The organism is Zhengella mangrovi (assembly GCF_002727065.1).
Classification (GTDB): Bacteria; Pseudomonadota; Alphaproteobacteria; order Rhizobiales; family Rhizobiaceae; genus Zhengella; species Zhengella mangrovi.
The window spans coordinates 163,235-188,893 of the sequence record NZ_PDVP01000009.1 but is presented as its reverse complement, the minus strand read 5'-3'; the positions used below and the strand labels follow the sequence as shown (position 1 = coordinate 188,893).

At 66.0% G+C, this 25,659-nt stretch carries 22 protein-coding genes; 19 read left to right on the top strand and 3 right to left on the bottom strand.

Translation table 11 applies throughout. From position 1 onward, the window contains the following. From CSC94_RS15415 to CSC94_RS15380, 8 genes are all read left to right on the top strand, one after another. Nucleotides 1-318: hypothetical protein (locus CSC94_RS15415; RefSeq protein WP_205853325.1), on the top strand; the 318-nt coding region annotated here is incomplete at its 5' end. Nucleotides 319-393: 75 nt separating this feature from the next. Further along, entirely contained in the window at nt 394-1,911 is a 1,518-nt protein-coding gene (locus tag CSC94_RS15410) for a c-type cytochrome (protein ID WP_099307237.1), read from the top strand. 22 nt (nt 1,912-1,933) lie between these two features. After that, nucleotides 1,934-4,486, top strand: a complete 2,553-nt coding sequence (locus CSC94_RS15405) for a molybdopterin-containing oxidoreductase family protein (RefSeq protein WP_099307263.1) — start codon at nt 1,934-1,936, stop codon at nt 4,484-4,486. 21 nt (nt 4,487-4,507) lie between these two features. Beyond that, complete coding sequence (locus tag CSC94_RS15400) at nt 4,508-5,176, top strand: 4Fe-4S dicluster domain-containing protein (protein ID WP_099307236.1); 669 nt, start codon at nt 4,508-4,510, stop codon at nt 5,174-5,176. Continuing rightward, nucleotides 5,173-5,922 carry a TorD/DmsD family molecular chaperone gene (locus CSC94_RS15395; RefSeq protein ID WP_099307235.1) on the top strand — a complete coding sequence of 250 codons (750 nt, stop codon included), beginning with the start codon at nt 5,173-5,175 and terminating at the stop codon, nt 5,920-5,922. Before CSC94_RS15400 ends, CSC94_RS15395 begins: the two co-directional genes overlap by 4 nt. Nucleotides 5,923-6,009: 87 nt before the next feature. Beyond that, nucleotides 6,010-6,969, top strand: coding sequence for a 4Fe-4S dicluster domain-containing protein (locus CSC94_RS15390; RefSeq protein ID WP_165784450.1), 960 nt, complete (start codon nt 6,010-6,012; stop codon nt 6,967-6,969). Then, nucleotides 6,966-8,846 carry a sensor histidine kinase gene (locus CSC94_RS15385; RefSeq protein ID WP_099307233.1) on the top strand — a complete coding sequence of 627 codons (1,881 nt, stop codon included), beginning with the start codon at nt 6,966-6,968 and terminating at the stop codon, nt 8,844-8,846. The genes CSC94_RS15390 and CSC94_RS15385 overlap by 4 nt, the downstream gene beginning before the upstream one ends. Then, on the top strand, nt 8,846-10,222 hold the full coding sequence (locus tag CSC94_RS15380; protein ID WP_099307232.1) for a sigma-54-dependent transcriptional regulator: 1,377 nt from the start codon (nt 8,846-8,848) through the stop codon (nt 10,220-10,222). The genes CSC94_RS15385 and CSC94_RS15380 overlap by 1 nt, the downstream gene beginning before the upstream one ends. A gap of 36 nt (nt 10,223-10,258) precedes the next feature. Here CSC94_RS15380 and ppk2 read toward each other — a convergent pair whose 3' ends face one another. Together ppk2 and CSC94_RS15370 are read right to left on the bottom strand one after the other, a co-directional pair. Further along, nucleotides 10,259-11,179: a polyphosphate kinase 2 gene (gene ppk2, locus CSC94_RS15375; RefSeq protein ID WP_425356526.1), complete on the bottom strand. Its 921-nt coding sequence runs from the start codon at nt 11,177-11,179 to the stop codon at nt 10,259-10,261. A 96-nt stretch (nt 11,180-11,275) separates the two neighbouring features. After that, on the bottom strand, nt 11,276-12,217 hold the full coding sequence (locus tag CSC94_RS15370) for a LysR family transcriptional regulator (protein ID WP_099307230.1): 942 nt from the start codon (nt 12,215-12,217) through the stop codon (nt 11,276-11,278). A gap of 94 nt (nt 12,218-12,311) precedes the next feature. Here CSC94_RS15370 and CSC94_RS15365 point away from each other — a divergent pair, with 94 nt between their 5' ends. The 11 genes from CSC94_RS15365 (at nt 12,312) to gph (ending at nt 22,827) form a co-directional block, all read left to right on the top strand. Next, nucleotides 12,312-13,361, top strand: a complete 1,050-nt coding sequence (locus tag CSC94_RS15365; RefSeq protein ID WP_099307229.1) for a class 1 fructose-bisphosphatase — start codon at nt 12,312-12,314, stop codon at nt 13,359-13,361. A gap of 10 nt (nt 13,362-13,371) precedes the next feature. Then, a complete protein-coding gene (locus tag CSC94_RS15360; protein ID WP_099307228.1) occupies nt 13,372-14,241 on the top strand; it encodes a phosphoribulokinase in 870 nt (289 codons plus the stop codon). A gap of 17 nt (nt 14,242-14,258) precedes the next feature. Continuing rightward, on the top strand, nt 14,259-16,265 hold the full coding sequence (gene tkt, locus CSC94_RS15355) for a transketolase (RefSeq protein ID WP_099307227.1): 2,007 nt from the start codon (nt 14,259-14,261) through the stop codon (nt 16,263-16,265). Further along, on the top strand, nt 16,262-16,753 hold the full coding sequence (pgk, locus tag CSC94_RS15350) for a phosphoglycerate kinase (protein WP_165784449.1): 492 nt from the start codon (nt 16,262-16,264) through the stop codon (nt 16,751-16,753). Before tkt ends, pgk begins: the two co-directional genes overlap by 4 nt. Nucleotides 16,754-16,765: 12 nt before the next feature. Beyond that, the gene (fba, locus tag CSC94_RS15345) at nt 16,766-17,845 is read left to right on the top strand and encodes a class II fructose-bisphosphate aldolase (protein WP_099307225.1); all 1,080 of its coding nucleotides are present in this window, start codon (nt 16,766-16,768) and stop codon (nt 17,843-17,845) included. 27 nt (nt 17,846-17,872) lie between these two features. After that, on the top strand, nt 17,873-19,336 hold the full coding sequence (locus CSC94_RS15340) for a form I ribulose bisphosphate carboxylase large subunit (protein ID WP_099307224.1): 1,464 nt from the start codon (nt 17,873-17,875) through the stop codon (nt 19,334-19,336). A 60-nt stretch (nt 19,337-19,396) separates the two neighbouring features. Continuing rightward, entirely contained in the window at nt 19,397-19,786 is a 390-nt protein-coding gene (locus tag CSC94_RS15335) for a ribulose bisphosphate carboxylase small subunit (RefSeq protein ID WP_099307223.1), read from the top strand. Between the two features lie 91 nt (nt 19,787-19,877). Continuing rightward, nucleotides 19,878-20,825 carry a CbbX protein gene (gene cbbX, locus CSC94_RS15330; RefSeq protein ID WP_099307222.1) on the top strand — a complete coding sequence of 316 codons (948 nt, stop codon included), beginning with the start codon at nt 19,878-19,880 and terminating at the stop codon, nt 20,823-20,825. An 11-nt stretch (nt 20,826-20,836) separates the two neighbouring features. Beyond that, a complete protein-coding gene (rpe, locus tag CSC94_RS15325) occupies nt 20,837-21,532 on the top strand; it encodes a ribulose-phosphate 3-epimerase (RefSeq protein WP_099307221.1) in 696 nt (231 codons plus the stop codon). A gap of 30 nt (nt 21,533-21,562) precedes the next feature. Beyond that, a complete protein-coding gene (locus CSC94_RS15320; RefSeq protein WP_099307220.1) occupies nt 21,563-22,120 on the top strand; it encodes a thioredoxin family protein in 558 nt (185 codons plus the stop codon). After that, entirely contained in the window at nt 22,117-22,827 is a 711-nt protein-coding gene (gene gph / locus CSC94_RS15315) for a phosphoglycolate phosphatase (RefSeq protein WP_099307219.1), read from the top strand. Before CSC94_RS15320 ends, gph begins: the two co-directional genes overlap by 4 nt. A 31-nt stretch (nt 22,828-22,858) precedes the next feature. On the opposite strand, the gene gcvP is transcribed toward gph, so the two are convergent. After that, complete coding sequence (gcvP, locus tag CSC94_RS15310; protein WP_099307218.1) at nt 22,859-25,657, bottom strand: aminomethyl-transferring glycine dehydrogenase; 2,799 nt, start codon at nt 25,655-25,657, stop codon at nt 22,859-22,861. Between the last annotated feature and the right edge of the window lie 2 nt (nt 25,658-25,659).

Here is a 25,659-nt window from a genome sequence, read left to right as displayed (position 1 = left end):
GGCATGTCCGGTATGGGTGGCATGTCCGGTATGGGTGGCATGTCCGGTATGGGTGGCATGTCCGGTATGGGTGGCATGTCCGGTATGGGCGGCATGTCCGGCATGGGCGGCATGTCCGGTATGAGCGGAATGTCCGGCATGGGTGGCTTCAACCCGGGCTGGACCTGCACCCAGTGGACCGTTGGTGGCATGGGCGGCATGTCCGGCATGGGTGGCATGAGCGGCATGTCCGGCATGGGTGGCATGAGCGGCATGGGTGGCATGGGTGGCATGTCCGGTATGTCCGGCATGGGTGGCATGTCCGGTCAGAAGAACTGATCGTCGCGTCCTCGATGCGGAGAGGCGGCATGCCGCCTCTCCAGTTCTGCAACACCGAAAAATAAAGCTGCTGTCATGAAAACAGGTCGCATCGTTCATGCGCTCGCCATCTTGTCGTCCAGCGTGTTTGCCGTCGTTGTTCTGGCCGCGTTGACAATCCCGGGTCCCGCAGATGGGTCGTCGGGCAAGGGGCAACAGGTTTCGGGCGGCAGTAGCAGCAAGGGGGCGGACAGCCCGGACCGGCAGGTTCCGACCGCGTTGAAGCCGGTCAAGGCCGTGGCCATGGTTCCGGCCCCGCAGCCGGTCACGGTCGCGATGGCCGGGGCAGGCGACGTGGCCAGGGGCGCGAAGGTCTTTGCCAAGTGCAAGGCCTGCCACACCGACGACGAGGGCGGCAAGGACAAGGTCGGACCCAATCTCTGGTCGGTGGTCGACCGTCCGGTCGCGTCGCGGCCCGGCTTCAAATATTCCAGGGCCATGCAGGCGAAATCAGGAGAAACCTGGAGACGGGAGCAGCTTGATGCCTATCTGGCTGATCCGAAGACATTCATTCCGAAAAACAAGATGGCCTTTGCTGGCCTCAAGAAGGCCGACGACCGGCGCGACGTGATCGCCTACCTCGCGTCCCGCTCGGCCAATGCAGACATGCCGGATGCAATTAGGGGGCAATCCGGTATGGAAGGTGCCGGCCGGTCCGACGCGTCGCCAAGCTCCGAAAGTCCCGACGCGACGGTATCGGCCGGCGCCGCTCTCCCGGCGGCCGGGGAAGAAGCCGTATCCCCCGAGCGGAAAGCCGAAATCGAGGCCCGTGTCGCCGCCTTGCGCGACCAGGTCAGGACCCTCGACTACGAGCGCGCCCGCTACCATCCGCTGCATTTCTCGCCGCAGATCGAAAAGGCCAGCAATGAGGAATGCCTGGTCTGTCACCAGGAGATCCTCGATCACAAGCCGCGCGAAAAATCCGGGGCAGGCGTCGATGCCATCGATGTCCTGGCCTGGTACCAGACGCTCGACACCTATCAGGGCCAGCAGCAGACCTTCCACTGGCGGCACATCGAGAGCCCCTATGCAAAGCAGGTCATGAAGCTGGACTGCAATTTCTGCCACAAGGGCAATGACCCGCGCGAGGAATCGCCGGACATGGTGCCCAACAAGCCCGCCTTCAGCGCCGATCCGGTGCACCCGGCCTTTACCAACCGCAAGATGGTCAACCCGTCGGAGACCTGCCTCCTGTGCCACGGCGCAATGCCGGACCCGGTCGACATCATGGGCATCGGGGCGCCCTGGCCGGAAGCCCGCGCCGACCTGGAGGACGAGGAAACGCCCAACGGCTGTCTCACCTGCCACGAGGAGCTGTTCCGCACGGTCCGTCACCAGGTCACCTACCTGAAGCCGCAGGCGATCGAGGAAGCCGCCAAAAAGGGCTCGGACGTCTGCTACGGCTGCCACGGCGGGCGCCAGTGGTACCGGATTTCCTATCCCTACCCGCGTCATCCCTGGCCCGGCATGGACCCGGAAACGCCGGAATGGGCCAAGGACAGGCCGACCGAATCCAGGAAAGAATATCGCTTGCAGCCCTCCGCGGCCAAGTAAGGAGGACCGACCCTTGACCAAGATGGAAACCAGCCTGCATTCGGCACCGTTCAGCGATGTGTCGCGGCGTGCCTTCCTCAAGTCCACCGCTGCCACGGCGGCAACGGCGCTCGTGACGGCCGCCACGACGAAGAAGGCCGATGCCTTCGCCTACGAGCCTTATCCGCGGGATGACGAGCTGACGACCGTCGTGACCAGCTGCGCCCACAATTGCGGCTCCCGCCATATGCTCGTCGCCCACAAGAAGGGGGACGTGATCGTCCGCCTGTCCACCGACAACGGCACCTACCAGGGCGACGCCTACGGCACCGACACCGAGGAAATGCCGCAGTTGCGCGCCTGCCTGCGTGGCCGGTCCTACCGGTCCAGGCTCTACTCGGCCGAGCGTCTCCTGTACCCGATGAAACGGGTCGGCAAGCGCGGGGAAGGCAAGTTCAAGCGCATCTCCTGGCAGCAGGCAGCCAGGGAAATCACCGAGCGCATGGTGCATCTGAAGGAGACCTACGGACCGACCGCGCTGCTAGACCAGTCCTATGCCGGTGCGTCCTACGGCGTCCTCCACAAGTCCGACCAGATCGAAGGCCTTCTCGGCCGGTTCCTCGGCATGTTCGGCTGCCGCACCTCGTCCTGGTCGGTGCCGTCCTACCAGGCCCCCACCTTTTCCTCGCGCATGACTTACGGAACCATCCAGGATGGCAACGAGGACGACGCCTTCGCGCATTCCAGGCTGATCATCATGTGGGGCTGGAACCCGGCCTACACGTTCCACGGCGGCAACACGTTCTACTACATGCGCCTCGCCAAGCAGCGCGGCTGCAAGTTCGTGCTGGTCGATCCGCAATACACCGATTCCGCGGCTGCCTATGATGCCTGGTGGATTCCCATCAAGCCCAACACCGATGCGGCCATGCTCGCGGCCATGGCCTACCACATCTTCGACCAGGACCTGCAAGACCAGGACTACATCGACCGGTTCGTGCTCGGCATGGACAAGGGCACCATGCCGGACTGGGCGCAGGACAAGGAAAATTTCCGCGACTACATCATGGGCACCTACGACGGTCAGCCCAAGACCCCGGAATGGGCCGAAGCGATCTGCGGCGTGAGTGCCGCCGACATCCGCAAGCTCGCGGAGATGTACGCGACGACCAGGCCCGCCGCCCTGAAGGCGTCCTGGGGGCCGGGCCGCAATGCCTATGGCGAGCAGTACAGCCGCATGGCCGCCGCGGTCCAGGCCATGACCGGCAACATCGGCGTTCTGGGCGGTTGCGCCGAGGGCGTCGGCAAGGCCTGGCATGCCGAAGGCATTGCCTATCCCTATGACCAGTATTCCAACGTCTGGTACGCTTCGATCAAGTCGGACCGCTGGGCGCACTGCGTGTTGAACTACCCGGACGTCGCCCGCGAGGAAATCGGCCTCTGGCCGCGCGGCGACAACCTGGACGGGGTTGTGCCGAATATTCGCGGCATTTTCTGGCAGGGTTCCGACTGGTTGAACCAGCTGACCAATATCAACAAGGAAATCGAGGCGATCCGCAAGCTCGACTCCTATGGCGAGGGCGAGAGCCTCCTTGTCTGCATGGATTCCACCATAACCCCGACCGGCATCTGGGCGGACTACCTTCTGCCCGTCGCCACCCACTTCGAACGCCACGACGTGGCCCTGCCGTGGTACAAGGGGCACTACTACATCCACCGGCCGAAGGTCATCGAGCCGCTCGGCGAATCCAAGACCGACTTCCAGATCTTCACCGAGCTGGCCTATGAGCTCGGCTTCGGCCAGGCCTACAATCCGCGCTCGACGCCGGACTACTGGAACCATCCCGAAGAGGTCGACGAGGCCTATCTCGAGGCCTGGTGGAACGACAAGGTCGTCCACCACCAGAACGCCGACATCGGCTGGGACGAGTTCAAGCGCCGCGGTGTCTACAAGTTCCGCCTGTCGGAACCCCATGTCGCCTTCCGTGACCAGATCGAACGCGGTGTTCCCTTCCAGACACCGTCGGGCAGGATCGAGATCTTCTCCACCCAGCTGGCGCAGATCACGGACTGGAAACGCACCCAGTACGGCTACGAGATCCCCTATATCCCGAAGTGGATCGAGCCGTGGGAATATCTCGGCAGCGAGAAGACGAAGGAATTTCCATTCCACCTGATCTCCCCGCATCCGCGCTGGCGCACTCATTCCATCTTCAACAACATCGGCTGGCTGCGCGAGACCTACACGCAGGAAACCACCATGAACGCCTCCGATGCCGCCCGGTTGGGGATCCGGACCGGCGACACGGTCGAGGTCTGGAACGAGCGCGGCCGTGTCGTCACGCCTGTCTACGTTACCGAGCGCTGCATGCCGGGCGTGGCCGTGCTCTTCGAGGGTGCATGGATGGATCTTGATGACAATGGCGTTGACCGGGCGGGCAACCCGGACTTCCTCACCCTGGACAATCCGAGTCCGGCGGGCGCCTTCGCCTACAACACGGTGCTCGCCAACATCCGCAAGACGGACCTCGACCACAAGCCGGGCTGGGACCAGCTGGCAACGGCGCGCAGTCACGTCTTCCGCCGTGATCTTTGACCTTCGTACCGGAGTAGAATGATGGCTCAACAACTCGACAAGGCGAAGATCAAGGCCGCGGTCAGGAAGCGCAAGCGCGAGGTTTATGAACCGGTCGTGCCCGACATGCAGCTCGGCTTCATTCACAACAATGTCGATTGCATCGGCTGCCGCGCCTGCGAGATCGCCTGCAAGGACAAGAACGGCCTGGCGCCGGGCCCCCGGTTCCGCCGGGTGCAATACATCGAGGGCGGCACCTATCCGGAGGTCTTCGCCTTCAAGATCAACATGTCGTGCAACCACTGCGCCGAGCCGGCCTGCCTGCCCAGCTGTCCCACCGGCGCGATCTTCAAGCGCAAGGAGAACGGGGTCGTCGACATTGATTCCACGCTGTGCATCGGTTGCCGCAAATGCGAAGCCGCTTGTCCGTTCGGCGCACCACAATTCGACCCCGAGGACAACGTCGTCAAGAAGTGCAACATGTGCATCGATGAGCTGGAGGCGGGGCGCAAACCCTACTGCGTCGCGGCCTGCATGATGCGCGTTCTCGATATCGGGCCGATGGACGAACTGCTGGCCGGAACCTACGACACCAAGGCGCGCGGACCCAACGAGCAGGTCGTTCGCCAGGTCCACTCGATGGCCGATCCCGAGCTGACCAATCCGTCGATCGTTTTCGTTCCCCATTCCAAGGGCATCGTCACCAAATGACGGCGCGCGAGGAGGTGCCGGCGAGGGCCGGGAGTGACTGGACGCTTGATGCCGACGTGCTGGACCTGCTGGCGCGGATCCATGATCGCGAGATCGATGGCGCGTTCGTTGCCGGATGGCGTGACAGCGGGATTTCGACCTGGCTCCCGGCGGTGGTGTCCGGTGCCGATGCCCGCGCGGCCGCGAACGACCTCGCAGCCGCAGTGGATGCCATGCCCGACCCCGTGGACGCCGCGAGCCTCGACGAACTCGCGGTCGTCTTCGCGGACCTCTATCTCACCCATGGCTACCGCATTTCGCCCAACGGTTCGGTCTGGCTGACAGATGAAAACCTGGAACGCCAGGGGCCGATGTTCGAAACGCGAAACTGGTACCGGCGCTATGGACTGGAGGTGCCGGACTGGCGCAAGCGCCCGGACGACAACCTGGTGTACCAGGTGCAGTTTCTGGCCCTTTTGCTGCGCCGCGGCGGCGAGCCCGCCCTCTCCGATGCCGCACGTTTTCTCGATTCCGGCCTGCTGATCTGGCTGCCCGAATACGCGCGGCGGGCGGAGGCCCGCGTGCATGCGCCCCTGTACCGGGCCGCGGCGCGCCTGACACTCGCACTGGTCGACGGGATCCGCGACCGGATCGAGGCGCTGACCGGGCTCGAACGCGACGTGCCGGACCTGGAGAGGAAGAGCTGTCCGGCAACGCCGGCCCCTACGGAAGCGCCCTATGTCCCTGGGCAGGCGGAAAGCTGGTAGCCGATGCGATCCTTCTTCCGGCGAGCGGCGGAACCGGCGCGCAGGCGCGCTCCCGCCATCGTGCCGGAAATTGATCCGGACCATTGCTTGCTGAATGCCGATGTCTTCGCTGAATGCACGCTGTGCCAGGATGCCTGTCCGCACCGCGCGATCATCCAAGACGAGGACAGTCTCGGCATCGATACCGGCGCCTGCACGGGGTGCGGGCTGTGCCAGCCGGCCTGTCCGCAGGGTGCCGTTTCTGCCATGCCGGCCCTGCCGAAGGACGGTCGCCGTGTTCTTGCCGTCTGCAACGAGGCGGCCATGCCGGGCAGGGCGACGCTCCCGTGCATTCACGCGATCGATCTGGCGGCGCTTGCCCGGTGGCATGCCGGAGGCACCCGGGCGGTCGAAATCCACACGGGAGAGTGCGACGGATGCCCCTATGGCCGGTTCGCCCGCTTCGAGGCGACGCTGCGCCTTTTCAACCGGATGATGGAGAGCCGTGGTCTGCCTGTCCTGAGGGCCGATCACCCGGACAGCGTGTCGTCGTCCTGGCAAGGCCGGTCAGCCGGGGATGAACCCGACCGCCAGCGCCGGCGCCTGCTGCTGGGCCTCGCCGGCCAGGACGCCAGAGCCTCGGGCACCCGGCGCGAGGCGCTGACAGCCCTTCTTGCCGGCTGCGGGCGCGAGGAGGGAGCGGCCCCTCTGTGGAATGCCATCCCCGCTATCGACCCGGGGACATGCGTCGGCTGCGACATGTGCGTCCGCGTCTGCATGGACGGCGCGGTCGCGCTGGAGCGGGGTGGCGACGGCACGCTGGCCTACCATGTCCGGCCGGAGGCCTGTACCGGGTGCGGCCTGTGCGCGACCCACTGCGACACCGGGGCAATGACCATTCTCCGCCATGAAACTGGAACGACATCGCGGATCGCGCTAGAAATGTTCACGTGTGCGGCGTGCGGGGCGGATTTCCATCAGCCGTGTACACATGCGTCCAATTCACGGCTGTGCCCAACGTGTCGGAAAACCAGGCATCATTCGAAACTGTTCCAGGTCATGCCATGACCGGCGCTCTCGCCGCCGTGCGTGGCTACGTGAACGCGCGCCTCGGCCGCCGCCTGCTGCTGGTACTGGTCGCCGTCCTGTCGACCGTGTCGCTCTGCTTCCTCGCGCTGGTCATCGTCATCTATCGCGGCCAGTTGATCGAGGATCACGCGCGCGCATCGCTCGAGGTCAACCACCTGCTCCAGGCGACGCTGGAAAACGCCATGCTCAAGCGCGACATTCCCGGCCTGCGCCAGGTCGTCGATCGCCTCGGCGAGCAGGACGGCATTGCAGCGGTGATGATCCTCGATCCGAAGGGCGAGGTCCGGTTTTCCTCCCGCAAGGCCGAACTCGGCCAGATCGTGAGAGACAGGCAGATCGCCACGGCGCTGGAGAACCGGCGGCCGGAAACCGCCTTCGTTACCGGGGCGGATGGCAGCGACTGGCTGCGTTCGGTCAACCCGGTCGCCAACAAGCCCGCCTGCAAGGAATGCCATGGCACCGCGGCCGAGAATCCGGTCAACGGCCTGCTCGTCGTCGATTATGACGCGGCCGGCATCCGGCGCAACGCCCTGCGCACCGCCGGGCTGCTCGGCTTCAGCGGCCTGCTGGTCATCCTGGCAAGCGGCATCGGCATCTGGATTGCCATGGATCGTCTGGTCCTCGGACGGATATCGCAACTGCGCTGTGCCAGCCAGGATCTGGCAGCCGGCGTTCTGGGTGCCCGCGCGCCCGTGCAGGGCAACGACGAGATCGGCACCTGCGCCGCCACCTTTAACCAGATGGCCAGTCGCATCGAGACCATGCTCGACCATGTCGCGACCGCCGAGCGGGCCCTCCAGGCCATCATCGATTCGATCCCCGACGGGGTGCGTGTCATCGATGACGCCTTCACCATCGTCAGGGCCAATGACGCCTACTGCCGCCAGGTCGGCCAGCCGAAGAGCCGCGTTATCGGAGAGCGTTGCTATCGCTCAAGCCATGGCCGCCAGGAACCCTGTCCGCAGACGCTGACGACCTGCCCGGTCGTGGCGCTGCGCGACGCCTCCCGCCGCACGGTCAAGTTCACCGATGCGCACCGGGCGCGCGACGGCGCCCAGCTCTTTGTCGAGGTCTCGGCGGCCCGCGCTGACGTGCCGCTGCAACAGGGCATGACCCATTGCGTCGTCGAATCCATCCGCGACCTGTCCCAGGCCGTGGACCTGTCGCAGAAGCACCGCCTGTCCGAGATCGGCCTGCTGGCAACGGGCGTCGCCCACGAGATCCACAACCCGCTGTCCTCCATCGAACTCGCCCTGTCGGCGATCCGGGAGTCGCTGGTGGATGGCAGTGTGCCGCGAACCCACATGGACTACATCGAGATCGCGAGGACGGAGATAGGCAAGTGCCTGAGCGTGACCGAGGGGCTGATGCGCCTGAGCGAGCCGCCCCGCGATGCCGAGCTCGTCGCGCTGGAGCGGACCCTGCCGGAAGTGATGTCGCTTCTCGCGTTCCAGTTCGAGCAGGCGGCGATCCGCTGCGACCTCGACATCGAGGACGGGCTGCGCGTGCTGGCGTCCGACAGCGACCTGCGCATGATCGCCGTCAACCTGGCCCAGAATTCCATCCATGCCATGCCGGGTGGCGGACATTTCGGGATTGACGGCAGGCGCGCCGGTGCTAGCGTCGTCCTCCGCTTCGCCGACACCGGAACAGGCATTCCCGCCGAAGATCTCGACCGGATCTTCCTTCCCTTCTGGACGCGGCGGGCGGACGGGTCGACCGGGCGCGGTCTCGGCCTGTCCATCTGCAAGGCGATCGTCGAGCGCTATCGCGGAACGATCGGGGTCGCCAGCACGCCGGGCGAGGGCACGGAGTTCACCGTCCGCCTGCCCGCCGCAGACGCAGGGGAGGCCTGATGGCCAGGACTTCGGATGCTTCGCCACGCCGCCCGGAGCGCGTCCTGGTCATCGAGGATGACAACACGCTCAACCGGCTCCTCGTCGACCAGTTGACCCGCCTCGGCTACACCGCCAGGGGCGTCACGTCCCGGGCCGATGCGCTCGCCGCGCTTCCCGGGTTCGATCCCGCGCTGATCGTCCTCGACATGCGCCTGCCGGACATGAACGGCCTGGAATTCCTGCCCGAACTGGCCGAGCAATGGCCGGTCATCATCCTGACGGCCTATGGCTCGATTGCCCAGGCGGTGGAGGCGGTGAAGGCCGGGGCATCGGAATACCTGGTCAAGCCGGTTTCCCCGCAGAGCCTCGACCTGGCCGTCAAGCGGGTTCTCAGGACCCTCGAACTGCAACGAAAAGCCGACTACTGGCAGTCGCGTGCCAGCAAATCCGCGGCCGGTCCCCATATCATCGGCGAAAGCCCGGCGATCAACGAGGTCCGGCGCATGATATCCATCGTCGCCGAGGCGGATACCACGGTGCTGGTTCTCGGCGAGAGCGGTGTCGGCAAGGAACTCGTGGCCCAGGCGGTTCATGCCAATTCACCCCGTGCCAAGCAGCATTTCGTCGCCATCGATTGCGCCTCGCTGCAGGAAACGCTGTTCGAATCCGAGCTGTTTGGTCATGAACGCGGGGCCTTCACCGGTGCCGACAGGCGCAAGGAGGGCCTGATAGAGATCGCCGATGGCGGCACGGTGTTCCTCGACGAGATCGGCGAGATCAGCCCGACCATCCAGGCCAAGCTGCTGCGGGTGTTGGAGACCGGCCGGTTCCGCCGCCTCGGCGGCACGCGCGACCTGGAATCCGACGTGCGCTTCGTGGCCGCCACCAACCGCGACCTGCGCGCCATGGCCAGCGGCCAGGAGTTCCGCAACGACCTCTATTACCGGCTGTCGCCTTTCGAGGTTCACGTGCCGCCGCTGCGCGAACGCCGCGAGGACATCCCCGCGCTGGCCGAGTTTTTCCTGGCCAACCGGAAGTTCTCCCGCAATATCGACAAGCAGTTCGCCCCCTCGGCCGTCAAGGCGCTCACCCGCTATGGCTGGCCGGGCAACATCCGCGAATTGCGCAACGTCGTCGAACGGGCCTTCCTGGTGTCCGGGCGCAGCGCGCGGATTCTCGCCGACCACATCTCGCTGCCCCAGAACGGCGACGATGGCACGGACGCGATCTCGCTGAACTTCGACAGTGAATCGACGCTCGACGAATTGCGCGATGCCTATGTCGAGAAGCTGATCGACCGGCACGGCGGCAATCGCAACGAACTGGCCGAGCGGCTGGGCATCAGCGAGCGGAACGTCTACCGGATTCTCGCCCGCCTGAAGGGCGAGGCGTGATCCGCCGCCAAGGATGTCACCCGTCGCCAGTCCGGATCAATATTTCTGTGGCACGTAGAGATCGCGCGGCAGGACCGCCCGCTCGTAGTCGGGATTGAACACCCGGTCCGGCAGGTTGATGTCCTCGCTCGGCACTTCGGCATAGGGGAACAGCGACAGCAGGTGGTCGATGCAGTTAAGGCGCGCCCGCTTCTTGTCATTGCCTTCCACGATGTACCACGGCGCCTCGGGAATGTTCGTCCGCGCGAACATCTCCTCCTTCGCCTTGGTGTACTGCTCCCAGCGCACCCGCGATTGCAGGTCCATGGGCGAGAGCTTCCACTGTTTCAGCGGATCGTGGATGCGGATGAGGAATCGCATCTGCTGTTCCTCGTCGGTGATCGAGAACCAGTACTTGACCAGCTTGATATTGTCGCGCGCCAGCATCTTCTCGAATTCGGGCACGTCCTGGAAGAACTGTTCCACCTGGTCGGGGTTGGCAAAGCCCATCACCCGCTCCACGCCCGCGCGGTTGTACCAGGACCGGTCGAACAGCACGATCTCGCCGCCGGCCGGAAGGTGCGGCACGTAGCGCTGGAAGTACCACTGCGTCTTTTCGCGGTCGGACGGCGCGGGCAGGGCGACGGTGCGCACGACGCGCGGGTTGAGCCGTTGCGTGATGCGCTTGATGACGCCGCCCTTGCCGGCCGAGTCGCGGCCTTCGAAGATGACGACGACTTTCTGGCGCGTGTGCACCACCCAGTCCTGCAGCTTGATCAGCTCGGCCTGGAGACGGAGCAGCGCCCGGAAATACTCCCTCCGGGCCAGTGTTTTGCCGTGGGCCCTCTGGTAGATCTTCTTGATCTCCAGTGACAGGACCGCGTCCTCGAACTCGAGCTCGTAGTCCTCGTCCAGCGTGTCTTCCAGCTCGGCTTCCAGCCAGTCCTTTGCGCCGTTGTCCAGATCCTTGTCGTCCACCATCCTGTCCCCCGCGTCTGAGTGTGTTGTGTCCTCGATAGGACACCGGTTGCGACACTTTTGTGACGGGTCGCGGCGGCCGGTCAACGACACAGATCAAGCCAGCGAGGCCGCCGGGTAGGTTTTTTTCAGCAGCGGCAGGATTTCCGGGCCTTTCCGGCGCAGGAAGTCGTCGAGCGCCAGCATGGCCGGCGTCGGGCTGCGGTCGGAATGGCGCACCGAGAACCATTGCCGGCGGATCGGCGTGTCTTCCACGTCGAGAATGGCGAGCGTGCCGGCGCGGATTTCCTGCTCGATCGTGTGGCCGGAGATGAAGGCGATGCCGAGACCGGCCATCACCGCCTGCTTGATGGTTTCGTTGGAATCCATCTCCGTCATGGTCATGGCGGTGTCGTCGCCCGTGTCGGCCATGAAGAATTCGAACGAGGCCCGCGTGCCGGACCCGGGTTCGCGAACGATGAATTTCTGCCGCGTCAGTTCGCTGCGCAGGATGTCGCGCCGTCCGGCCAGCGGGTGTCCGGGATGGGCGATGAAGACCAGTGGATGATCGCCGAACAGCGTCGCCCGGACGCCGAAATGGCGCGGAGGGCGGCCCATCAGCGCCATGTCGATCTCGTGCCGCTCCAGCATGGCGATGATATCGGAGCGGTTGGCCGTGGTCAGCGCGATCTCGATGCCCGGATGGGCGGCACTGAAGGCGGCGATGACGCGCGGTGCGAAGTACTTGCCCGTGGAAACCGCGCCGAGCCGGACCCGGCCTGCCATCAGCCCCTGGCGCTGTTTCAGCCGCTCTTCCAGCGCGTTCAGCTCGTCCAGCATCTTCTGCGCCGTCTCGAGCGCGATCAGCCCTGTCTCCGTGGCGATGGCGCCGGTGCGCGTGCGGATGAACAGTTGCGTGCCGAGTTCTTCCTCCAGTTGACGCAACTGGATGGTCACGGCGGGCGATGTCAGCCCCAGCGCATTGGCCGCAGAGGAGATCTTGCCGTGCTGGCGGATCGCGAGAAGGGTGCGCAACTGTCGGATCGAGGCGTTGATCATCACTTTGATAAAAAAAATTTAGCGTAGATTATAAAACTATAAAATTTACAAACATTCAAGAGACTGCATGAATTGGGTCATGGAGGAGACAGCCATGGCCGGACAGACACTGCATGCATTCCTGCGATCGGGCGGTTTCGCGCAGACGCCCCACGCCGCCGAAATCGGTGGCGCCATCATGGGGCTGGCGGCCAAGGCCGTCGATGTGCGCAAGCTCATCAAGCAGGGCACCCTGATCAAGGGCTTCGCCGCTTCGCGTGGCGAGATCAACGCCGACGGCGACACCCAGAAGGACCTCGACGTGGTCGCCGACGGCATGTTCCTCGATGCCGCCCGCAAGGAGGCCATCGCGCTCTATGGTTCGGAGGAGAACAACTTCCCGATCCTGCTCGACCCGGACAAGCCCCTGGCCCTGGCCATCGATCCGCTGGACGGGTCGTCCAACATCGAGACCAATGTCTCCATCGGCACGATCTTTTCCATCATGCCGGTCGAGGGCGATGCCCGCACCGCGCCGGAAGCCTCCTTCCTTCAGCCCGGCCACAAGCAGCTTGCCGCCGGCTTCTTCATTTACGGCCCGCAACTGGCGCTGGCGCTCACTGTCGGATCGGGCACCCGCATCTTCGTCCATTCCCCGAAGCTGGGCGATTTCGTCGAGGCCTACAGCGCGGTGTCCATCGCCGGCAAGACCGGCGAATTCGCCATCAACGCGTCCAACTACCGCCACTGGGAAGACGCCGTCCGTCTCTACGTGGACGATTGCCTGGCCGGAGCCGAGGGCCCGCGCGAGCGCGATTTCAACATGCGCTGGATCGCCTCGCTGGTGGCCGAGACCTACCGCATCCTAGTGCGTGGCGGCGTGTTTCTCTACCCCGGAGACCGCCGGCGCGGCTATTCCGCCGGGCGCCTGCGCCTGGTCTACGAGGCCAACCCGATTGCCTTCCTGGTCGAGCAGGCGGGCGGCAAGGCGACCGACACCGTCAACCGCATCCTCGACCTCGTGCCCATGAGCCTGCACCAGCGCACACCGCTCGTCTTCGGGTCCGCCGGCGAGGTGGAGCGCATCGCCCGCTACCACGTCGATCCCGCCATGATCTCCGAGCGCTCGCCGCTGTTCGGCCACCGCGGCCTGTTCCGCGTCTGAGGAAACAACCATGTCCGCCAAGCATCCCATCATTTCCATCACCGGCTCGTCCGGCGCCGGCACCACCACCGTCAAGGAGACCTTCGGCAAGATCTTCGCCCGCGAAGGCGTCACCGCCGCCTTCATCGAGGGCGATGCCTTCCATCGCTACGACCGCCAGGCGATGAAGCAGCGCATCGCCGAGGAAAAGGCCGAGAACCGCGATTTCACCCATTTCTCGGCGGAAGCCAACGAACTGGAAATCCTGGAAAGCGTGTTCGAGGAATACGGCCGCCGGGGCAGGGGGCGCACCCGCCACTACATTCACGACGACGAGGAAGCCGAACGCTACGGCGCGGCGCCCGGCACTTTCACCGACTGGAAGGAGTTCGGCGACAGCGACGTGCTGTTCTACGAGGGCCTGCACGGCTGCGTCGTCACCGACAAGGTGAACCTCGCCCGCCACGGCGACCTGAAGATCGGCGTCGTGCCCGTCATCAACCTCGAGTGGATCCAGAAGATCCACCGCGACAAGGCTGCGCGCGGCTATTCCACCGAGGCCGTTACCGACACCATCCTGCGGCGCATGCACGACTATGTGCACTACATCTGCCCGCAGTTCTCCCACACCGACATCAACTTCCAGCGCGTGCCGATCGTCGACACGTCCAACCCCTTCATCGCACGCTGGATCCCGACGCCGGCCGAATCGATCCTCGTCATCCGCTTCGCCAACCCGCGCGGCATCGATTTCCCCTACCTGCTGTCCATGCTGCACGACAGCTACATGTCGCGGGCCAATTCCATCGTCGTGCCCGGCGACAAGCTCGATCTTGCCATGCAGCTCATCTTCACGCCGCTCATCCACAAGCTGGTCGAGCGCAAGCGCCGCATGGCCTGAGACAAGGAGTCACGCCCATGAACATGACCCTGACCACCAGGAGCACCGCCACCGAACGCGACATGGCCAACGCCGTCCGCGTGCTGGCCATGGACGCGGTGCAACAGGCCAATTCCGGCCACCCCGGCATGCCGATGGGCATGGCCGACGCCGTGACCGTTCTCTTCAACCGCTTCCTGAAGATCGATCCGTCCATGCCGGACTGGCCCGACCGTGACCGCTTCGTCCTGTCCGCCGGCCACGGCTCCATGCTGCTTTACGCGGTCCACCACCTGCTTGGCTTCGCCGACATGACGGCGGCTGAACTGGGGAATTTCCGCCAGCTTGGCGCGAAGACCGCCGGGCACCCGGAATACGGGCACGCGCTGGGCATCGAGACGACCACAGGCCCGCTCGGCCAGGGCATCACGACCGCCGTCGGCATGGCGCTGGCCGAACGCATGATGGCAGCCCGCTTCGGCCAGAAGCTCGTCGACCACTACACCTATGTCGTTGCCGGCGACGGCTGCCTGCAGGAGGGCATCAGCCACGAGGCCATCGACCTTGCCGGCCACCTGAAACTCTCGCGCCTGATCGTCCTGTGGGACGACAACGGCATCTCGATCGATGGCAAGACCTCGCTCGCCACATCCATGAACCAGCCCATGCGCTTCAAGGCCGCCGGCTGGGATGTGCAGAGCGTTGACGGTCACGATCCCGAGGCCGTCGCGACCGCCATCGCGAAGGCGCGGACGACGGGCAAGCCCTCGCTCATCGCCTGCCGCACCACCATCGGCAAGGGCGCGCCCAACATGCAGGGCTCGCACAAGACCCACGGCGCGCCGCTTGGGCCCGACGAGGTGGCTGCCGCGCGCCTGCACCTGTGCTGGACCGCTTCCCCCTTCGACGTGCCCGACACCGTACGCACCGCCTGGGAAACAGTCGCCGCGCGTGGCCGCGCTGAGCGCAAGCTGTGGCAGGAGCGCCATGCAGCGGCGCGGCTGCGCAAGGCCTTCGACCGGACGCTGCAGCGGCATCTCCCGTCCGCGCTCAACCGCCGGCTGGAGCGCTTCCGCCGCGACCACCAGGCGGCCGGCACGAAGACCGCTACCCGCCAGGCCTCGCAAATGGTGCTGGAGGTCGTCAATGCCACGACCCCGCTGACCATCGGCGGTTCGGCCGATCTGACCGGCTCCAACCTGACGCAGACGAAGGACCTGGCTCCGGTCACGCCCGGCCGGTTCAAGGGCCGCTACATCCACTACGGCATCCGCGAACACGCCATGGCCGCGGTGATGAACGGCTTGTCGTTGCACGGCGGTTTCATCCCCTATGGCGGCACCTTCCTCGTCTTTTCCGATTACGCCCGCGGCGCCATGCGCCTTTCCGCCCTCATGGAACAGCCCGTCGTCTACGTGCTGACCCATGATTCCATCGGCCTCGGCGAGGATGGCCCCACGCACCAGCCGGTCGAGCATCTCGCCATGCTGCGTGCCACGCCCAACATGAACGTCTTCCGCCCGGCCGATGTCATCGAGACGGCGGAATGCTGGGAGATCGCCCTCACTGAAACCGCCACACCCTCCGTCCTCGCGCTGTCGCGCCAGGGCCTGCCGATGCTGCGGATCCAGCATACCCGCGAGAATCGCTCTGCCCGGGGCGCCTACGTGCTTCTGGAACCGGGCCAGCCGCGCGACGTGACCATCCTCGCCACGGGGTCCGAAGTGGAGATCGCGCGGCGCGCGTCCGACCGGCTTCTGGCCGAGCACGGCATCCACGCCGCGGTCGTCTCCATGCCTTGCTGGGAAAAATTCGAACAGCAGGACGAGGACTATCGCGCCAAGGTGCTGGGCATGGCGCCGCGCATCGGCGTTGAGGCCGCCGCGCGGATGGGCTGGGATCGCTGGCTCGGCGAGCGCGGTCATTTCATCGGCATGCCGGGTTTCGGCGCCTCGGCGCCCGCCGGCGATCTCTACCGCCATTTCGCCATCACCGACGACGCCGTCATCGAGGCGGCCTGCCGCATGGCCGGGGCACGTCCGTGACCGCACTGCCCGCCATCGCGCCGGACCTCGAAGGCGCCACCGTGCTGGTACGCTGCGACCTGTCGCAGGGCCTGGGCGCGGTCTGCGCAACGGCCATTCGTGGCCTCGCCGCCCGGGGCGCCCGGGTCGCGGTGATTGCCGGCTACGAGGATCCTGCCGGCGACATCAACCCGGCCCTGTCGCTGCGCCGCTGGATCGCGCCGCTCGGCGAAGCCGCCGGAATGCCGGTCCATTTCGTGCCGGACTGTGTCGGCCCGGTGGCCGAGGCCGGTCTGGCCGCCATGCCTGACGGCGCTGTCGCCCTGCTGGAGAACATCCGGTTCCATGGCCAGGCCCAGCGCCAGAGCCGCATCTTCGCCATGCGGCTGTCCGTGCTCGGCGACTACTTCCACCTGCCGGGCGGCATGCCGGACGGGGCATCGCCCTGGATCCGCGCACTCGCCGGCCTGCTTCCCGAACCCTCACCGCTTCTTGCTGCCTCTGCCTGAAAGGACGAACCCATGGCCCGCATCACGCTCCGACAGCTTCTCGACCACGCCGCCGAATACGGCTACGGCGTGCCCGCCTTCAACATCAACAACATGGAACAGGGCCTCGCCATCATGAAGGCGGCGGAACGCTGCGACGCGCCGGTCATCCTCCAGGCCTCGCGCGGCGCCCGTTCCTATGCCGGCGACATCATGCTGCGCCACATGATCGAGGCCCTGACCGAAATGTACCCGCAGATCCCGGTCTGCATGCACCAGGACCACGGCAACAACGAAGCCACCTGCCTCACCGCCATCCGCCACGGCTTCACCTCGGTCATGATGGACGGCTCGCTGGAGGAGGACATGAAGACCCCGGCCTCCTACGAGTACAACGTCGCGATCACCGAGCGCGTCGCCCGCATGGCCCATTGGGTCGGCGCCTCCGTCGAGGGTGAACTCGGCGTGCTCGGCAACCTGGAAACCGGCGAGGCAGCCAAGGAGGACGGGTCCGGCGCGGAAGGCAAGCTGACCCGCGAGGACATGCTGACCGACCCCGACCAGGCCGCGGACTTCGTCGCGCGCACCCGTGTGGACGCGCTGGCCATCGCCTGCGGCACCTCGCATGGCGCCTACAAGTTCTCCCGCCAGCCGACCGGCGACATCCTCGCCATCAGCCAGATCGAGGCCATTCACGCCCGCATTCCAAATGTCCACCTCGTCATGCACGGCTCCTCCTCCGTGCCTCAATACCTCCAGGACCTCATCAACGAGCATGGCGGCGACATGCCCCAGACCTGGGGCGTGCCGGTAGAGGAGATCGAGCGCGGCATCCGCTCGGGCGTGCGCAAGGTCAACATCGATACCGACAACCGCATGGCGCTCACCGGCCAGTTCCGCAAGGTCGCCATGTCGAAACCCGCCGAGTTCGATCCGCGCAAGTTCCTCATCCCGGCGATGGAGGAAATGGAACGGCTCTGTCTTGACCGCTTCGAGCGCTTCGGCACCGCCGGCCATGCCAGCCGGATCAGGGTGATCGACATGGACGACATGGCGAAGCGCTACGCCAGCGGCGCCCTCGATCCGCAATTTGCCACGGCCCGGGCCGCCTGAAACTCCAGATCAGCGAAAGGAAATGCCATGACCATCGACGCCAAGACCGAGATCAAGGGCAAGGAACGCTACAAGGCCGGCGTGCTGAAATACGCCCAGATGGGCTATTGGGACGGCGACTACGAGCCCAAGGACACCGATGTCCTCGCGCTCTTCCGCATCACCCCGCAGGAAGGCGTCGACCCCATCGAGGCCGCCGCCGCCGTGGCCGGTGAATCCTCCACCGCCACCTGGACGGTGGTCTGGACCGATCGCCTGACCGCCTGCGACAGCTACCGTGCCAAGGCCTACCGCGTGGACCCGGTGCCGGGCCAGGAGGGCCAGTATTTCGCCTATGTCGCCTATGACCTGATCCTGTTCGAGGAAGGCTCCATTGCCAACCTGACGGCATCGATCATCGGCAATGTCTTCTCCTTCAAGCCGCTGAAGGCGGCCCGCCTGGAGGACATGCGCTTCCCGGTCGCCTACGTGAAGACCTTCCGGGGTCCCCCGACGGGCCTCGTCGTCGAGCGCGAGCGCCTCGACAAGTTCGGCAAGCCGCTGCTTGGCGCCACGACCAAGCCCAAGCTCGGCCTGTCGGGCAAGAACTACGGTCGCGTCGTCTACGAGGGACTGAAGGGCGGCCTCGATTTCATGAAGGATGACGAGAACATCAACTCGCAGCCCTTCATGCACTGGCGCGACCGCTTCCTCTACTGCATGGAGGCGGTGAACAAGGCGTCCGCCGAGACCGGCGAGATCAAGGGCCATTACCTCAACATCACTGCCGGCACGATGGAGGAGATGTACCGCCGCGCCGAGTTTGCCAAGGAACTCGGCTCCGTCATCGTCATGGTCGACCTGATCGTCGGCTGGACAGCGATCCAGTCGATCTCCGAATGGTGCCGCCAGAACGACATGATCCTGCACATGCACCGCGCCGGCCACGGCACTTATACCCGCCAGAAGAACCACGGCATTTCCTTCCGCGTCATCGCCAAGTGGCTGCGCCTGGCCGGCGTCGACCACCTCCATTGCGGCACGGCGGTCGGCAAGCTGGAGGGCGATCCGCTGACCGTGCAGGGCTACTACAACGTCTGCCGCGAGACGCGGAACGGGATCGACCTGCCGCGCGGCCTGTTCTTCGAGCAGGACTGGGCCGACCTGAAGAAGGTCATGCCGGTCGCTTCCGGCGGCATCCATGCCGGCCAGATGCACCAGCTGCTCGACCTCTTCGGCGACGATGTCGTGCTGCAGTTCGGCGGCGGCACCATCGGCCACCCGATGGGCATCCAGGCCGGCGCCACGGCCAACCGCGTCGCGCTGGAGGCCATGGTTCTGGCCCGCAACGAGGGCCGTGACATCGCCAATGAAGGTCCCGAAATCCTGCGCCAGGCGGCCAGGTGGTGCAAGCCGCTGGAAGCCGCCCTCGATACCTGGGGCAACATCACCTTCAACTACACCTCCACCGACACCTCGGACTTCGTGCCGACGCCGTCGCTGGCGATGTGATCGTCGGGTCCACGGGTTCGCCCGTGGGAACCGGAAGCAAGATTTGAAAGGAAGACCGACATGCGTATCACCCAGGGATGCTTCTCCTTCCTGCCCGACCTCACCGACGAGCAGATATCGGCCCAGATCGAATATTGCCTGTCGCGCGAATGGGCCATCGGCATCGAGTTCACCGATGACCCGCACCCGCGCAACACCTATTGGGAAATGTGGGGCAACCCCATGTTCGACCTGAAGGACGCCAAGGGCGTGATGATGGAACTCGACGAATGCCGCAAGCTGCACGGCGGCAAGTACATCCGCATCAATGCCTTCGATGACATGCGCGGCTTCGAGACCGTGATGATGTCCTTCATCGTCAACCGTCCGGCCGAGGAGCCGCGGATCGACATGGTCCGCACCGATGTGCGCAGCCGCAGCCAGTCCTATTCCTGGCGGGTCGCCGGCTGAGGCACCGGGCGGCCGGACGCGAGGCAAGGCCGCCCCGCCCACAGGTTTTCAATAGCGTATCCACAGACCTATCCACCGGAGGCAGCCCATCATGACAGACGATCAGCACACTGGCGATCCGGGGAAAGCGCCGCCCGCATCCGTCGACCTGAAGGCGGAGTTCCGGTCGTCCGGCGTGGCCGAAATCCTTGATGAACTGGACCGCGAACTGATCGGCCTGAAGCCGGTCAAGCAACGCATTCGCGAGACCGCCGCGCTGCTGCTGGTCGATCGCGCGCGCCGCCAGATGGGGCTCGCCACGGAAACGCCGACCCTGCACATGAGCTTCACCGGCAACCCCGGCACGGGCAAGACGACGGTCGCGCTCAAGATGGCCGGCCTGCTGCATCGCCTCGGCTATGTCCGCAAGGGCCACCTGGTATCGGTCACGCGCGACGACCTCGTCGGCCAGTATATCGGCCATACCGCGCCCAAGACCAGGGAAGTGCTGAAAAAGGCCATGGGCGGCGTGCTCTTCATCGACGAGGCCTACTACCTCTACAAGCCGGACAACGAGCGCGACTATGGCCAGGAGGCCATCGAGATCCTGCTCCAGGTCATGGAGAACAACCGCGACGACCTCGTCGTCATCATGGCCGGCTATGCCGACAAGATGGACCGTTTCTTCTCCGCCAACCCCGGGTTCCGCTCCCGCATCGCCCATCACATCGAGTTCCCGGATTATTCGGACTCCGAACTACTGCGCATCTCCGAGACCATGCTGGAGGCGCAGAACTACCGTTTCGACACCGATGCGCGCCGCGCCATGGCCGATTACATCGGCCTGCGCCGTGCCCAGCCGCATTTCGCCAACGCCCGCTCCATCCGCAATGCGCTCGACCGTGCCCGCCTGCGCCAGGCCAACCGCCTGTTCGAGAGCGCGGACGGCCCGCTCGACGCCGCGGCACTGAGCACCATCACCGAGGCCGACATCCGCGCGAGCCGCGTCTTTTCCGGCGGGCTCGATGTCGACCGCGCGGCCCGCGCCGCTGCCGAATAGGAGATCACGTCATGGCAATCGACCGCTCCATCAAGATCGCGCCGTCCATCCTGTCGGCGGATTTCGCCGACTTCGGCCGCGAGATCCGCGCCATCGAGGCAGAGGGCGCCGACTGGGTCCATGTCGACGTCATGGACGGCCATTTCGTGCCCAACCTGACCTTCGGCCCGCCCGCCGTGAAGGCCTTCCGCCCGCATGTGAAGACCGTGATGGACGTGCATCTCATGATCGCGCCCGTCGATCCCTGGATCGACGCCTATGCCGACGCCGGTGCCGATGTCCTGACCGCCCACCTGGAAGCCGGCCCCCATATCCACCGCACGCTGCAGGCGATCCGTGCCGCGGGCATGAAGGCCGGTGTCGCGCTCAATCCCGCCACGCCGGCCGACGCGGTCGCCCATCTCCTCGACCTCGCCGATCTCGTGCTGGTGATGACGGTCAACCCGGGCTTCGGTGGCCAGAAGTTCATCGACATGACCGGCAAGATCCGCGCGCTGCGCGCCATGATCGGCGACCGCCCGGTTCACATCCAGGTCGATGGCGGTGTCGATCCCGTGACCGCCCCGCTGGTGGCCGGGGCGGGAGCCGACGTTCTCGTCGCCGGTTCCGCGGTTTTCCGCGGCGGATCGGTAGACAACCCGGCCGTTTATGGCGACAACATCCGGGCAATCCGCGCCGCCGCCTCCACGTCCCGCGCGGCGGCTTGAGCGAAAAACGACAATCCCCGGAGCATTCCCATGGCTGCCATCCCACCCGTCTGCGATTTCGGCTGGAAACCGGTTGATGCAACCCTGCCCGGCGTCGACGGTACTTCCCGGACCGTCCTCGGCGAGGCGGGGCCGAACGGCCTCGTCGTCGCCTTCATCTGCAATCACTGCCCCTACGTGCTGGCCGTGATCGATCGCATCGCCCGCGATGCCCGCGACCTGCGGGAACTCGGCATCGGCTTCGTCGCCATCTGCTCCAACGATGCCGTGGCCTATCCCGCCGACAGCTTCGACAACATGAAGCGTCTTGCCGCCGAGCACGACCTGCCGTTCGCCTATCTCCACGACGGGACGCAGGCCGTCGCGCGCCAGTGGGACGCGGCCTGCACGCCGGACTTCTTCGGCTTCAACAGCAGCATGGAACTGCAATATCGCGGCCGCCTCGACGCCTCTCGCAAGGAGACCGCGCCCGCCGGCATCCGCCGCGATCTCCACGAGGCCATGAAGCAGGTGGCCGAAACCGGGCAGGGCCCGCGTGACCAGGTCGCCTCCATGGGCTGTTCCATCAAGTGGAAGGATGCCGCATGAGCCGGGTGTTCACGCAAGCCGGGGACCGTTGCGGTTGGCCGCAGGCCATCTTCTTCGACCTGGACGGCACGTTGATCGATTCCGCGCCGGATCTCGCCGCCTCGGTGAATGAAGTGCTGGCGCTGGACGGGCATCCGCCCCTGTCGCTCGATGACGTGCGGTCCATGGTCGGCAACGGCGTGCGCAAGCTGGTCGAGCGCGCCTTCTCCGCCCGCGGGAGAACGCTGGACGACGCGGCGCTGGATGTGCGCACCGAGGCCATGATGCAGACCTACGCCCGGCAACTGACCGACCGCACCACGCTCATGCCGGGCGCCGAAACGGTCGTGAAGGCCTATCACCGCGCCGGGGTGAAACTGGGCGTGGTCACCAACAAGCCGGAGGGCTTCACCCGGTCCATCCTTGATCATTTCGGATGGTCGGACCTGATGGCCGTCGTTGTCGGCGGCGATACCGGGCCGGAGAAGAAACCCGCGCCCGGCATGCTCCACCACGCCGCCGATGGGGCGGGTTTCCATGCCTCTCGCTGTCTCATGGTCGGCGACAGCCCGGCCGATGCCGGCGCGGCAAAGGCCGCGGGCATGGCCTGCGTCCTGGTTCGCGGCGGCTACACCAGCGTGCCGGTCGAGGACATTCCCTGCGACGTCCTCATCGACGGCCTGGCGCAGCTCGGCCAGGCCATCGAGAAGCTGAAGGAGCCGGCCTGAGCCGGTTCGCCTTCGGACAGGGGGCGGTCGATCAGCCGTTGACGGCCAGCGCCTCCACCGGCGGGCAGGTGCACACCAGGTTGCGGTCCCCGTGAACGTTGTCGACGCGGGCCACGGGCGGCCAGTACTTCGAAGCCGGCGAGCCACCGTCCGGCATGGCCGCGATGGCCCGGCTGTAGGGATGGCTCCAGTCGTCGGCCAGCACGTCTTCGGCCGGGTGGGGCGCATTGGCCAGCGGATTGTCGTCCTTTGGCCAGGTGCCGTCGGCCACCTTGCCGGCCTCGGCGGCGATGGCCAGCATGGCGTCGCAGAACCGGTCGATTTCCTTCTTCGGCTCCGACTCGGTCGGCTCCACCATCAGCGTTCCCGCCACCGGCCATGACATGGTCGGTGCATGGAAGCCGTAGTCGATCAGCCGCTTGGCGATGTCGTCGACGGAAATGCCGGCGCTCTCCTTCAGCACCCGGGTGTCGAGAATGCACTCATGCGCCACGCGGCCCTTTCGGCCCTTGTAAAGCACCGGGTAGGCCTCCTCGAGCCGCCGCGCGATGTAGTTCGCCGACAGGATCGCGGCTTCGGTGGCCCGCTTCAGTCCGTCCGCGCCCATCATGCGGATGTACATCCAGGTGATCGGCAGGATGGAAGCGCTGCCATAGGCGGCGGAAGCGACGGCATGGTCGCTGCCCTCCGTCACGTGGCCGGGCAGGTAGGGCGCCAGGTGCGCCTTCACCCCGATCGGCCCGACGCCGGGGCCGCCGCCGCCATGGGGAATGCAGAACGTCTTGTGCAGGTTCATGTGGCAGACGTCGGCGCCGATGTCGCCGGGCCGCGCCAGGCCGACCATGGCATTGAGGTTGGCGCCGTCGAGGTAGACCTGCCCGCCCTTCGCATGAACGGTCTCGCAGATCTCGATGATGGCTTCCTCGAACACGCCATGCGTCGATGGGTAGGTGACCATGAGCGCCGCCAGCCTGTCGCCGTGCTGCGCCGCCTTGGCCTTCAGGTCGTCCACGTCCACGTCGCCGCTCTCGGTGCACTTCACCACCACCACGTCGAAGCCCGCCATGTGTGCGCTGGCCGGGTTTGTGCCATGCGCCGACGACGGGATCAGGCAGACCTTGCGCTCCGTGTCGCCCCGGCTTTCGTGGTAGCGGCGGATCGCCAGCAGGCCGGCATATTCGCCCTGGCTGCCGGCATTGGGCTGCAGCGAGACGGCATCGAAGCCGGTGATCTCGCCAAGCCAGGTTTCCAGGTCCTCGAACATGGCGCGGTAGCCGGGCGCGTGGGACACGGGTGCGAACGGGTGAAGACCCGCCACCTGGATCCAGCTCACCGGTGCCATTTCGGCCGCCGCGTTCAGCTTCATCGTACACGAGCCGAGCGGGATCATCGCCCGGTCGAGCGCCAGGTCCTTGTCGGCCAGCTTGCGCAGGAAGCGCATCATCTCGGTTTCCGACCGGTTGTCGTGGAACACCGGCTGGGTCAGGAAACCCGCGGCCTCGCGCGGCGCGGGCAGGGCGCTGGCCGCTACGTCCGCGAGGTCGGCACCGAACAGCGTCGCCAGCGCCATCACGTCGTTTTCCGTGCTGGTCTCGTCGAAGGCGATGGAGAGGGTGTCGGCGTCGATGACGCGCAGCAGCCATCCGTCGGCCTCGGCATCCGCCGCGATTGCCTCGGCCTTGCCGGGCACATGCACCGTCACCGTGTCGAAGAAGTTGTCGCCGGCCAGCGTCAGGCCGTGCGCGGTCAGCGCCTGCGCGAAGCGGGCCGCCTTTTCATGCACGGCCGCCGCTATGGCGCGCAGGCCTTCCGGTCCGTGCCAGATCGCGTAGGCCGCGGCCATGTTGGCCAGCAGCGCCTGCGCAGTGCAGATGTTGGAAGTCGCCTTCTCGCGCCGGATGTGCTGCTCGCGCGTCTGCAGCGCCAGCCGGTAGCCGGGCCGGCCCTTCGCATCGACGGATTCGCCGACCAGCCGCCCGGGGAGCAACCGCGTCAGCGCGTCGGAAACCGCCATGTAGGCCGCATGCGGGCCACCGTAGCCCATCGGCACGCCGTAGCGTTGCATGGAGCCGACGGCTATGTCCGCGCCCCAGTCCGCCGGGGCCTCCAGCAACGTCAGCGCCAGCGGGTCCGCCACGGCCACCACCAGCGCGCCCACGTCCTTCGCCCTGGCGATCAGTGCGCCATGGTCGCCGTAGACGCCGGCCGTGTCGGGCCAGGCCACCAGCACCGCGGCCGTCGTCTCGTCCACCGTTTCCGACACGGTGAGGCCGAGGGCCTGGCCGCGCGTCACCACCACGTCCATCGTCTGCGGATGCAACCGGCCGGCCAGGGCAACGTGGCTGCGCTTCTCGCGATGGTGGCGGTAGGCGATGCCCACGGCTTCGGCCACCGCCGTGCCTTCGTCCAGCAGCGAGGCGGAGGCCACCGGCAGTCCGGTCAGTTCTGCCACCAGTGTCTGGAAGTGGAACAGCATTTCGAGCCGTCCCTGGCTGATCTCCGCCTGGTAGGGCGTGTAGGCAGTGTACCAGGCCGGGTTCTCGAACAGGTTGCGCTGGATGACCGGCGGCACGTGGCATCCGGAATAGCCCTGGCCGATAAAGCTCCTTGCAACGGTGTTGCGCTCCATCAGGCCGTATAGAGCGGCCAGCGCATCATGTTCGCTGACAGCCGCGGGCAGGTCGAGCGCCCGGCCGAGCCGGATGCTGGCGGGAACGCTTTCGGAGATGAGCGTTTCCATCGAGGGAACGCCGATCTTCGACAGCATGGCCCGCATGTCGGCTTCGGACAGGCCGACATGGCGGCGAACAAAGGGGGCGGACGCGGTCATTC

Coding starts and splice junctions, on each gene's coding strand:
- gcvP (WP_099307218.1), bottom strand. CDS start 25,657: ATGACCGCGTCCGCCCCCTTTGTTCGCCGCCATGTCGGCCTGTCCGAA.
- rpe (WP_099307221.1), top strand. CDS start 20,837: ATGGCAATCGACCGCTCCATCAAGATCGCGCCGTCCATCCTGTCGGCG.
- tkt (WP_099307227.1), top strand. CDS start 14,259: ATGAACATGACCCTGACCACCAGGAGCACCGCCACCGAACGCGACATG.
- CSC94_RS15380 (WP_099307232.1), top strand. CDS start 8,846: ATGGCCAGGACTTCGGATGCTTCGCCACGCCGCCCGGAGCGCGTCCTG.
- CSC94_RS15335 (WP_099307223.1), top strand. CDS start 19,397: ATGCGTATCACCCAGGGATGCTTCTCCTTCCTGCCCGACCTCACCGAC.
- CSC94_RS15385 (WP_099307233.1), top strand. CDS start 6,966: ATGACCGGCGCTCTCGCCGCCGTGCGTGGCTACGTGAACGCGCGCCTC.
- CSC94_RS15365 (WP_099307229.1), top strand. CDS start 12,312: ATGGCCGGACAGACACTGCATGCATTCCTGCGATCGGGCGGTTTCGCG.
- CSC94_RS15370 (WP_099307230.1), bottom strand. CDS start 12,217: ATGATCAACGCCTCGATCCGACAGTTGCGCACCCTTCTCGCGATCCGC.
- gph (WP_099307219.1), top strand. CDS start 22,117: ATGAGCCGGGTGTTCACGCAAGCCGGGGACCGTTGCGGTTGGCCGCAG.
- CSC94_RS15395 (WP_099307235.1), top strand. CDS start 5,173: ATGACGGCGCGCGAGGAGGTGCCGGCGAGGGCCGGGAGTGACTGGACG.
- CSC94_RS15410 (WP_099307237.1), top strand. CDS start 394: ATGAAAACAGGTCGCATCGTTCATGCGCTCGCCATCTTGTCGTCCAGC.
- fba (WP_099307225.1), top strand. CDS start 16,766: ATGGCCCGCATCACGCTCCGACAGCTTCTCGACCACGCCGCCGAATAC.
- CSC94_RS15320 (WP_099307220.1), top strand. CDS start 21,563: ATGGCTGCCATCCCACCCGTCTGCGATTTCGGCTGGAAACCGGTTGAT.
- CSC94_RS15400 (WP_099307236.1), top strand. CDS start 4,508: ATGGCTCAACAACTCGACAAGGCGAAGATCAAGGCCGCGGTCAGGAAG.
- CSC94_RS15340 (WP_099307224.1), top strand. CDS start 17,873: ATGACCATCGACGCCAAGACCGAGATCAAGGGCAAGGAACGCTACAAG.
- cbbX (WP_099307222.1), top strand. CDS start 19,878: ATGACAGACGATCAGCACACTGGCGATCCGGGGAAAGCGCCGCCCGCA.
- CSC94_RS15360 (WP_099307228.1), top strand. CDS start 13,372: ATGTCCGCCAAGCATCCCATCATTTCCATCACCGGCTCGTCCGGCGCC.
- CSC94_RS15405 (WP_099307263.1), top strand. CDS start 1,934: ATGGAAACCAGCCTGCATTCGGCACCGTTCAGCGATGTGTCGCGGCGT.